This window comes from Microbacterium sp. AK009 (assembly GCF_013410955.1).
Lineage (GTDB): Bacteria > Actinomycetota > Actinomycetes > Actinomycetales > Microbacteriaceae > Microbacterium.
Genome location: NZ_JACCCG010000002.1, coordinates 415,600 through 426,659 on the forward strand (window position 1 = coordinate 415,600; position 11,060 = coordinate 426,659).

An 11,060-nucleotide genomic window follows, 5' to 3' on the forward strand; every position below is an offset into this window, starting at 1 on the left:
CCAATCCGATCAACGCCCGCGGGCGCCGATTCACGGCCGGTGGAACGGGTCGGCGTACAGCCGCTCGGGGACGCGGAACCCGAAGATCGCCCGCCCGGTGTTCCAGATCGCCGTCGCGCCGGCCCGGAGGAGGTCGATCGGTCGGTCTCCGTCGCTGTCGATGAGCACATCGCCCCCGTCGATCCGGACGCGCGCGCGGCCGACCGTCACGGTGTCGCCCGCCACGCGGATCGTCGGATACGGCTCGTGCAGCTCCCGCAGATCGCCGAGGAGGTAGGTGGGCCGCGATCCGGGCGGTGCGGCGAGCACCTGCTTCGGCCGGTCGATACCGGTCAGCACGAGCGCGGAGTCGATGCCCGCTCTCTGCGCACCGAGGATGTCGGTGTCGAGCCGGTCACCGATGAAGAGCGGACGGTGCGCGCCGAACCGCGACACCGCCTCGTCGAAGATCGGCGTCTCCGGCTTCCCGGCCACCGTCGCCAGACGCCCGACCGCGGTATGGACAGCGGAGACGAGCGTGCCGTTTCCAGGCGCGACACCGCGCGCCTGCGGAATCGTCCAGTCGGTGTTGGTCGCGATCCACGGGATCCCCCCGTCCTCCTCGGGGATCTTCAGCGCGTACGCGGCCTCGGCGAGCTGCGTCCACCCGACTTCCGGCGCGAACCCCTGTACGACAGCTGCGGGTTCGTCATCCGCGCTGCGGGTCACGACGAAGCCGGCCCTCTCGACTTCTCGCGTCAGCCCTTCACCGCCCACGACGAGAATCTTCGACCCCGCAGGCACACGCGTCGCGAGCAGCCGCATGGCGGCCTGCGGGCTGGTCACCACCTCGTCCGCCGCGGTGGGGAGTCCCAGAGACGTCAGGTGTTCGGCGACCGCCGTATCCGGACGCGAGGCGTTGTTGGTGATGTACGCGAGGCGCCGGCCCTCGCGCGCATGCGTGAGCGAGGCCACCGCATGCGGCAGCGCCCCCGACCCCGCGTACACGACACCGTCCAGGTCGGCGAGGACGACGTCGACGCCGTCGAGCGGCGTGGGGCCCGCGGCCCGCTTGCCGAACAAGGCCATCAGCCGCGCTCGCCCGCATCGTCGACGGCAGTGTCGGCGATGTCGTGGTCGGCGATCACAGACGTCGAGGCGGATTCCCCCTCGACGGACTCCTCGACCACCTCGTCGATCTCGACCGTCTCCCACTGGTCGTCACCGTTCGCGCCGGCGATCACGTCAGCGGCCACCTCGGCGCGCGCGCGCCAGGACGCGGCCTCGTCATGACGGCCGAGCTCCTCGAGGACGGTCGCTCGCGCGTTGAAAAGATCGGGGCTCCAGGCGAACGCTCGGTCAGGATCGAGTTCGGGGATGTCCAGCTCCTGCAGTGCACGCTCTGCTTCACCGAGATCCAGCCGCGCGCCCGACATGGCGATCGCCAGATGGACACGCACGTCCGTGGGAAGGACTGTGCGATCGACCGCTCTGCCGACCTCGAGAGCACGGTCGGGTCGCCCGACACCGCGTTCACTGTCGACCATGAGGGCGATCTGGTCGTCGCGGCCCGAGATCCGTCGGTACGTGCGCAACTCCCGCAGTGCGAGCGCGAAATCCCCGACCGCGTATGCGGTGATCGCCGCCGTCTCGCGCACGACCGCCACCCGACCCGCGCGCCGAGTCGCGGCAAGAGCATGCTCGTGCGCCCGAGCCGGGTCTTCGTCGATGAGGAGAGCAGCCATCGCGAGGTGCTTCGCGACCGCCTCGGCATTCTCCTTGCTCAGAGTCTTCAGCTGGTTGCGCGCCGACGCATCGAGCGACCGCGCCGTGATGTCTTCGGGGATCTCCGGCTCGGGCACGCGCTCCGATTGCGGCGGACGCGAGCGGCGGTCTGCACCATCACGGTGGTCGCCGTCTCGTCGCGGTCCGCTGGGGCGTCCGCCGTCCCGGCGTGGCGCGCCGTCACGAGCGCCACCGGAGGAGGCCGAACGGCGCACACCGTCCCGACGGGGACCACCCGAACGCTCGCCGTCCCGACGCGGACCACCCGAACGCTCACCGTCCCGACGGGGACCACCCGAACGCTCACCGTCCCGACGGGGACCGCCCGAACGCTCGCCGTCCCGACGGGGACCACCCGAACGCTCGCCGTCCCGACGGGGACCACCCGAACGCTCACCTTCCCGACGGGAACCGCGAGGCTGCGACCGCCCGTCGCCGTCACGTCGCACGCCATCGCGGCGGGGAGCGTCGCGCCGTTCGCCGTCACGACGCGGTGTGGAGCGAGGAGCGCCCTTGCCTCGGGCGTCGCGTGACGACCGACCCTCGCGGTCGTCCGATCCCTCACGTCGATCGTCGGTCATGACGCTCTCCTCTCCGACTCAGCACGAGCCGTTAACGCGAAATGGCCACCCAGCACTGGGTGGCCATTTCTCGAAAGAAGTCCGGCGGTGTCCTACTCTCCCACAGGGTCCCCCCTGCAGTACCATCGGCGCTGAGAGGCTTAGCTTCCGGGTTCGGAATGGGACCGGGCGTTGCCCTCTCGCTATGGCCGCCGAAACACTATTGATGTTTCAGTCTGCACAACAAAAGTCATTGTCATGCGGTTCTCGACCGTACATCGAGAACCACTCAGTGGACGCGGGCAACACAAACGAAGTGTTATCAAGTCATCGGCTTATTAGTACCAGTCAGCTGCATGCATTACTGCACTTCCACATCTGGCCTATCAACCCAGTAGTCTGGCTGGGAGCCTCTCGCCCGAAGGCATGGAAGTCTCATCTTGAGGCCGGCTTCCCGCTTAGATGCTTTCAGCGGTTATCCATCCCGAACGTAGCTAATCAGCGGTGCTCCTGGCGGAACAACTGACACACCAGAGGTTCGTCCAACCCGGTCCTCTCGTACTAGGGTCAGATCCTCTCAAACTTCCTACGCGCGCAGCGGATAGGGACCGAACTGTCTCACGACGTTCTAAACCCAGCTCGCGTACCGCTTTAATGGGCGAACAGCCCAACCCTTGGGACCTACTCCAGCCCCAGGATGCGACGAGCCGACATCGAGGTGCCAAACCATGCCGTCGATATGGACTCTTGGGCAAGATCAGCCTGTTATCCCCGAGGTACCTTTTATCCGTTGAGCGACAGCGCTTCCACAAGCCACTGCCGGATCACTAGTCCCGACTTTCGTCCCTGCTCGACCTGTCAGTCTCACAGTCAAGCTCCCTTGTGCACTTACACTCGCCACCTGATTGCCAACCAGGTTGAGGGAACCTTTGGGCGCCTCCGTTACTTTTTGGGAGGCAACCGCCCCAGTTAAACTACCCACCAGGCACTGTCCCTGAACCGGATTACGGTTCTAAGTTAGATATCCAGAGTGACCAGAGTGGTATTTCAACAATGACTCCACATGAACTGGCGTCCATGCTTCAAAGTCTCCCACCTATCCTACACAAGCCACACCGAACACCAATACCAAGCTGTAGTAAAGGTCACGGGGTCTTTCCGTCCTGCTGCGCGTAACGAGCATCTTTACTCGTAATGCAATTTCGCCGAGTTCGTGGTTGAGACAGTTGGGAAGTCGTTACGCCATTCGTGCAGGTCGGAACTTACCCGACAAGGAATTTCGCTACCTTAGGATGGTTATAGTTACCACCGCCGTTTACTGGGGCTTAAATTCTGAGCTTCGCCTTGCGGCTAACCCGTCCTCTTAACCTTCCAGCACCGGGCAGGCGTCAGTCCGTATACATCGTCTTGCGACTTGGCACGGACCTGTGTTTTTAGTAAACAGTCGCTACCCACTAGTCTCTGCGGCCTCCAAACGCTTTCGGAGCAAGTCCTAATACGTCGAAGGCCCCCCTTCTCCCGAAGTTACGGGGGTATTTTGCCGAGTTCCTTAACCACGATTCTCTCGATCCCCTTGGTATTCTCTACCTGACCACCTGAGTCGGTTTGGGGTACGGGCGGCTTGAACCTCGCGTCGATGCTTTTCTCGGCAGCATAGGATCACCCACTTTTTATCCGCATCGTGTCTCAGCCTATGTGAGTGACGGATTTGCCTATCACTCGGCCTACGCACTTGCACCAGGACAACCATCGCCTGGCTTGGGCTACCTTCCTGCGTCACACCTGTTAATACGCTAGCCGCACCAGCATGGGGTCGAGCGTTCACCAAGACGTCTTCACCCCGAAGGGATCCGTACATTCCTGGCTAGGACTCTTAGCACCACTGGATTAGCTTGGGCGGTTCTTCGCCGGTACGGGAATATCAACCCGTTGTCCATCGACTACGCCTGTCGGCCTCGCCTTAGGTCCCGACTTACCCAGGGAAGATTAGCTTGACCCTGGAACCCTTGGTCATTCGGGGGACGTGTTTCTCACACGTCTTTCGCTACTCATGCCTGCATTCTCACTCGTGTAGCCTCCACGGCTGGTTCACACCGCCGCTTCGCTGGCCACACGACGCTCTCCTACCCATCAACACGGCTGGACCACGAAGGCCTACCAATAATGTCAATGCCACAACTTCGGTGGCGTGCTTGAGCCCCGTTACATTGTCGGCGCGGAATCACTTGACCAGTGAGCTATTACGCACTCTTTCAAGGGTGGCTGCTTCTAAGCCAACCTCCTGGTTGTCTGAGCAACTCCACATCCTTTCCCACTTAGCACGCGCTTAGGGACCTTAGTTGGTGGTCTGGGTTGTTTCCCTCTCGACTATGAAGCTTATCCCCCACAGTCTCACTGCTGCGTTCTCACTTACCGGCATTCGGAGTTTGGCTGACGTCAGTAACCTTGTGGGGCCCATCGGCCATCCAGTAGCTCTACCTCCGGCAAGAAACACGCAACGCTGCACCTAAATGCATTTCGGAGAGAACCAGCTATCACGAAGTTTGATTGGCCTTTCACCCCTATCCACAGCTCATCCCCTCAGTTTTCAACCTAAGTGGGTTCGGCCCTCCACGACGTCTTACCGTCGCTTCAGCCTGGCCATGGATAGATCACTTCGCTTCGGGTCTAGGACACGCGACTGAATCGCCCTATTCAGACTCGCTTTCGCTACGGCTACCCCACTCGGGTTAACCTCGCCACGTATCGCTAACTCGCAGGCTCATTCTTCAAAAGGCACGCTGTCACAGCTGCTATGGCTGCTCCAACGGTTTGTAAGCAAACGGTTTCAGGTACTATTTCACTCCCCTCCCGGGGTACTTTTCACCTTTCCCTCACGGTACTTGTCCGCTATCGGTCATCTGGGAGTATTTAGGCTTATCAGGTGGTCCTGACAGATTCACACGGGATTTCTCGGGCCCCGTGCTACTTGGGATACTTCTCGCGCCAAGGGAGGCATTTCGACTACGGGGTTGGCACCCTCTATGACCGGCCCTTCAATGCCGTTCGTCTATACCTTCTTGTAACGCTGACTGCTCGGCAGAACAGTCCGAAAAGTCCCACAACCCCGAATACGCAACTCCTGCCGGATATCACACGTACTCGGTTTAGCCTGTTCCGGTTTCGCTCGCCACTACTAACGGAATCGCGGTTGCTTTCTCTTCCTGTGGGTACTGAGATGTTTCACTTCCCCACGTTCCCTCTACCCGCCCTATATATTCAGGCGGGAGTCACTGGGTCGGCACGCCGCCCAGCGGGGTTTCCCCATTCGGAGATCCTCGGATCAAAGTGTGCTTATCCACTCCCCGAGGCTTATCGCAGATTGCTACGTCCTTCTTCGGCTCCAGATGCCAAGGCATCCACCGTTTGCTCTTAAAGACTTGAAATCACATGAGCTGATCTATCGATCATTCGTTTGTGAGGCGCGTCGTAAACGACGCGTCTCTAAGATGCTCGCGTCCACTGTGTAGTTCTCAAAGTACGGGCGGTACCCTTCCCGCATGCCGCTTTGCGGCACCGAAGAAGGGCCCTGAGGTTCAGACTGGCCGGCGAGACGCATCAGCGTCACGCCACCCGCATCCGGTCCCTCAGGACCCAACAGCGTGCATGTGCCTCTCGAGGCGTACCGTTCCGTTCCAGCTGCAAGCAGCGTACTGAGATCGACACGATCCGTGAGGCACCTCGTCAAATGTTCCACCCATGAGCTGACCCCTTCGAGACATTCGCTCGAAGCGGGCTCTGGGATGCCGAAGCATCCAGATGCTCCTTAGAAAGGAGGTGATCCAGCCGCACCTTCCGGTACGGCTACCTTGTTACGACTTAGTCCTAATTACCGATCCCACCTTCGACGGCTCCCTCCACAAGGGTTGGGCCACCGGCTTCAGGTGTTACCGACTTTCATGACTTGACGGGCGGTGTGTACAAGACCCGGGAACGTATTCACCGCAGCGTTGCTGATCTGCGATTACTAGCGACTCCGACTTCATGAGGTCGAGTTGCAGACCTCAATCCGAACTGGGACCGGCTTTTTGGGATTCGCTCCACCTTGCGGTATTGCAGCCCTTTGTACCGGCCATTGTAGCATGCGTGAAGCCCAAGACATAAGGGGCATGATGATTTGACGTCATCCCCACCTTCCTCCGAGTTGACCCCGGCAGTATCCCATGAGTTCCCACCATTACGTGCTGGCAACATAGAACGAGGGTTGCGCTCGTTGCGGGACTTAACCCAACATCTCACGACACGAGCTGACGACAACCATGCACCACCTGTTTACGAGTGTCCAAAGAGTTGACCATTTCTGGCCCGTTCTCGTATATGTCAAGCCTTGGTAAGGTTCTTCGCGTTGCATCGAATTAATCCGCATGCTCCGCCGCTTGTGCGGGTCCCCGTCAATTCCTTTGAGTTTTAGCCTTGCGGCCGTACTCCCCAGGCGGGGAACTTAATGCGTTAGCTGCGTCACGGAATCCGTGGAATGGACCCCACAACTAGTTCCCAACGTTTACGGGGTGGACTACCAGGGTATCTAAGCCTGTTTGCTCCCCACCCTTTCGCTCCTCAGCGTCAGTTACGGCCCAGAGATCTGCCTTCGCCATCGGTGTTCCTCCTGATATCTGCGCATTCCACCGCTACACCAGGAATTCCAATCTCCCCTACCGCACTCTAGTCTGCCCGTACCCACTGCAGGCCCGAGGTTGAGCCTCGGGTTTTCACAGCAGACGCGACAAACCGCCTACGAGCTCTTTACGCCCAATAATTCCGGATAACGCTTGCGCCCTACGTATTACCGCGGCTGCTGGCACGTAGTTAGCCGGCGCTTTTTCTGCAGGTACCGTCACTTTCGCTTCTTCCCTGCTAAAAGAGGTTTACAACCCGAAGGCCGTCATCCCTCACGCGGCGTTGCTGCATCAGGCTTTCGCCCATTGTGCAATATTCCCCACTGCTGCCTCCCGTAGGAGTCTGGGCCGTGTCTCAGTCCCAGTGTGGCCGGTCACCCTCTCAGGCCGGCTACCCGTCGACGCCTTGGTGAGCCATTACCTCACCAACTAGCTGATAGGCCGCGAGCCCATCCCGGACCGAAATTCTTTCCAGCTGCTAAAGATGCCTTCGCAGCTCGTATCCGGTATTAGCAGCTGTTTCCAGCTGTTATCCCAGAGTCCGGGGCAGGTTGCTCACGTGTTACTCACCCGTTCGCCACTGATCCAGAGAGCAAGCTCTCTTTCACCGTTCGACTTGCATGTGTTAAGCACGCCGCCAGCGTTCATCCTGAGCCAGGATCAAACTCTCCGTAAAGAAATGTTGCTGCGAGCCGGTCGGAATAGACCGACAGCAGCGAGTTTGATCTGACCAAAGGGATGTCATTGCTGACTATCCGTTGCCGACCCGAAGGTCGGTCTTTGATCCAAAGGAATCTCTATCCGGCTTACGCCGGAACGAGGTTGTTTGGCATTTGACAAGTGCACGCTGTTGAGTTCTCAAGGATCGGATGCTCCTGCTTTCTGGCCTCTCGACCATCTCCGCAGGGCAACTTCTCTAGTTTAGCCCCCGTGTTCGACTCCGTCAAATCGTGTCATTCGCAACCCGAAGGTCGCGGATGACGCTCGATCTGTTCGATCGTCGGGGGGGCTCCCCATCGTAGACCTTCCGGCCGACGAGTCTCAAGTCTGAGCTTCAGCTCATGTTGAGGGGGGATGTTCTCCGCTTGAGGGGGGTGAGGCTCTCGGCCTCTCTCGCTTCCCTTTGGGGCGAACAAGTAATAAGTTACGCGGGCTGTGCGGGACTGGCAAATCGTGCCCGCATCCCGGGCGTGTCGCACCCCGGAGCCGCGGAATCCCGCGGAATGCGTCGTGGTGTGACCGGTTGAGGCGTGCGAGCGTCGGACCGACACAGCCGGCATCGACACTGCCGACGCACACGGCGTGAACTCCCCTCGGACATCCGCGCCCGCTCGCAGCAAGCTCGTCGGTGCGTCGTGAGCGTCCACCCCGCTCCCCGCGGGATGGCCCTGACCGAAGATCAGTGGACGAAGACGCCCGCCAGCGTCTTCTTGCCGCGGCGCAGCACCGATACCCCGCCGGGCAGCGAGCCTTCGACGGTGGCGGCGTCATCGCTGACGCGCACGCCGTCGATGCTGACACCGCCCTGCGCGATGGCACGTCGCGCCTCGGAAAGGCTGGCGACCAGCCCGGTCTCCACAAGCGCGTGGACGACGGAGGCACCTCGCTCCATGTCGGCGTGAGGAAGTTCGCGCAGCGCCTCGACCAGCGTCTCCGCATCGAGCGCGTGGAGGTCACCCTGCCCGAAGAGCGCATCGGAGGCGGCGATGACCGAGCGCGCGGCATCCTCCCCGTGCACCAGCGCAGTCACCTCCGCGGCCAAGCGCTTCTGCGCGGCGCGGCGGAACGGCTCGTCCGCCACCAGTCGCTCGAAGTGCTCGATCTCCTCACGCGGGAGGAAGGTGAAGATCTTCAGGCGCGCGATGACGTCGGCGTCGTCGGTGTTGAGCCAGAACTGGTACATCCGGTACGGACTGCACATCGCGGGGTCGAGCCAGACGGCGTTGCCCTCGCTCTTGCCGAACTTCGTTCCATCGCTGTTGGTGATCAGCGGCGTGCCGATGGCATGAACCGAGGTGTGCTCGACGTAGTGGATCAGGTCGACCCCGCTGGTGAGATTCCCCCACTGATCAGACCCGCCGGTCTGCAGCACGCACTCGTAGGTGCGGTACAGCTCGAGGTAGTCCAGCCCCTGGAGGATCTGGTAGCTGAATTCCGTGTAGCTGATACCGGCTTCGGAATTCAGGCGTGCGCTGACCGCGTCTTTGCTCAGCATCTTGCCGACGCGATAGTGCTTGCCGATCTCGCGGAGGAAGTCGATCGCCGACAGCGGCGCCGTCCAGTCGAGGTTGTTCACGATGCGCGCCGCGTTGTCACCGTCGAAACTGAGGAAGCGCTCCACTTGCGCGCGGAGGTACCCGACCCACTCCGCGACGGTCTCCTTGGTGTTCAAGGTCCGCTCGCTCGACGGGCGTGGATCGCCGATGAGGCCCGTGGACCCGCCGACCAAGCCGAGCGGACGGTGTCCGGCGAGCTGGAGTCGGCGCATCGTCAGCAGCTGCACGAGGTTGCCCAGGTGCAGACTCGGCGCCGTGGGGTCGAACCCGCAGTAGAAGGTGATCGGTCCACCGCCGAGGAGCGCGCGCAGCTCGTCGGCATCCGTGGAGACGTGGATGAGTCCGCGCCACACCAATTCATCCCAGACGTTGTCGAAGGACGGATCGTTCGCGGGGGCGGTCGCGTTCACGACGGCAGCGGATGACACGCCTGCCAGGTTATCAGCGCGGCCATCCGCCCTCGGGCCCCCATGCGACGATCCTCAGCAGTCCTGTCCGACGCCCGTGGGACACTTGCGGCATGACGGATGCCCTCGACGCCACCGACCCGCTGGCGGTCGCGATCGTCGTGATCTTCCTGTTCCTCTCCCTGTGCGCCGCGCTCGTCCTCGTCACCGTCGCCCAGCGTCGCCCACAGTCATCCCTGCTGGCGGTCGCGGCGGGCCTCGTCCTGCTCGCCCTCGTCGTCTTCGCGGTACTCCCGTACAACGTTCCGGTCCTGCTCGGCGCCATCCTGGCATTCCTGGGTGTCGCCCTTGCCGTGCTCGGCGGCAACCCGTTCACGCGGTGGGTCCTCATCGCCGCGGATGGCCGCACCACGGAAGGCCCACGCGGGGGGATCCTCGTCGAGCTCGCCGCCGAGCACTCCGAGTCCCGGCAGGAGGAGATCCTTCGAGGCGGGACCACGATCGGTTTCCTCGAGCGAGCGTCGGTGGCGCTCGGCATCCTCGCGGGGTTTCCCGCCGTCATCGCCGTGGTCGTCGCACTGAAGGGCGTCGGTCGCTTCTCGGAGCTGGCGACACCCGCTGCCCGCGAGCGATTCATCGTCGGCACGTTGGCCAGTCTCCTCTGGGCCTCCGCGGTGGCAGCGGCCGTGTGGCTGGCGATCTGGTGAGGGTCAGTCCCGGTCGCCGATCAGCACCTCGAGCCCCTCGATGAGTGCGCCGGCTTCGGCGGATGCCAGCGCTTGGGACACCGCAGACTGCACGATCCCTTCCGTCTTCGCCAGATCGCTCTGCGTGCGGCCGAGCCACCGACCGTAGATCAGTCGCCGAGTGCGAGCGCTCAGCTGTGAGATCGCGCGGTCGCGTGCGAGCAGGCCGCTGTTGGCTACGCGGACCGTCTCGCTGACTTCCGCGGAAGCCGTCCCCGTCGCCGCCACCCAGGTCCGCGCCGACGGCGCGACTCGGTGGGCGAGTCGCTCGACATTCTCGATCGCCGCGCGCGCCGCCCACCAGGCTTCCCCCTCCGACAAGGCACCGCCGATCGATGGGATCTCTTCGATGTCGCCGAGGCCGACCCCGAACCGGAGCTCGACGCCTTCGGGGAGGGTGAGCTGAAGCAGGAGGGTCGCTGCGAGCGCCGCCGAGAGATCGGGATACGTCCCCTGCATCTCATCGCCGACGATGGGGAGGAGGGCGCGTTCGGCGGGCGGTCCCTCCGCGGCGACCCGGGCGAGCGCCGCCTCCAGGTCGCGTTGCGCCGCCCTCCTGTTCGCAAGCTCGCGAGACGAGACGATGTCTGCGATCACGACGGTCGGCATGGGATCAGCATATCGCTGATAAGTCCGGAAGTATCAACCCATC

General features: G+C 62.4%; 5 protein-coding genes and 3 rRNA genes. 1 reads left to right on the forward strand and 7 read right to left on the reverse strand.

Features of this window, described 5'->3' with window-relative positions; genetic code table 11:
* Positions 1-30 precede the first annotated feature (30 nt).
* The 6 genes from HDC37_RS05965 to tyrS form a co-directional block, all read right to left on the reverse strand.
* Positions 31-1,068 carry an HAD-IIA family hydrolase gene (locus HDC37_RS05965; protein ID WP_179559468.1) on the reverse strand — a complete coding sequence of 346 codons (1,038 nt, stop codon included), beginning with the start codon at positions 1,066-1,068 and terminating at the stop codon, positions 31-33.
* The gene (locus tag HDC37_RS05970; RefSeq protein WP_308472112.1) at positions 1,068-1,841 is read right to left on the reverse strand and encodes a hypothetical protein; all 774 of its coding nucleotides are present in this window, start codon (positions 1,839-1,841) and stop codon (positions 1,068-1,070) included. Before HDC37_RS05970 ends, HDC37_RS05965 begins: the two co-directional genes overlap by 1 nt.
* 583 nt (positions 1,842-2,424) lie before the next feature.
* Positions 2,425-2,541, reverse strand: a 5S ribosomal RNA gene (gene rrf, locus HDC37_RS05975).
* Between the two features lie 101 nt (positions 2,542-2,642).
* Positions 2,643-5,749 (reverse strand): 23S ribosomal RNA (locus HDC37_RS05980).
* Positions 5,750-6,133: 384 nt separating this feature from the next.
* A 16S ribosomal RNA gene (locus tag HDC37_RS05985) occupies positions 6,134-7,655 on the reverse strand.
* Together the 16S, 23S and 5S rRNA genes form the textbook arrangement of a ribosomal RNA operon.
* Before the next feature lie 723 nt (positions 7,656-8,378).
* Positions 8,379-9,683 carry a tyrosine--tRNA ligase gene (gene tyrS, locus HDC37_RS05990; protein WP_374939142.1) on the reverse strand — a complete coding sequence of 435 codons (1,305 nt, stop codon included), beginning with the start codon at positions 9,681-9,683 and terminating at the stop codon, positions 8,379-8,381.
* 92 nt (positions 9,684-9,775) lie between these two features.
* Here tyrS and HDC37_RS05995 point away from each other — a divergent pair, with 92 nt between their 5' ends.
* Positions 9,776-10,369, forward strand: coding sequence for a hypothetical protein (locus HDC37_RS05995; RefSeq protein ID WP_179559469.1), 594 nt, complete (start codon positions 9,776-9,778; stop codon positions 10,367-10,369).
* A gap of 3 nt (positions 10,370-10,372) precedes the next feature.
* On the opposite strand, the gene HDC37_RS06000 is transcribed toward HDC37_RS05995, so the two are convergent.
* Complete coding sequence (locus HDC37_RS06000) at positions 10,373-11,017, reverse strand: SatD family protein (protein ID WP_179559470.1); 645 nt, start codon at positions 11,015-11,017, stop codon at positions 10,373-10,375.
* Between the last annotated feature and the right edge of the window lie 43 nt (positions 11,018-11,060).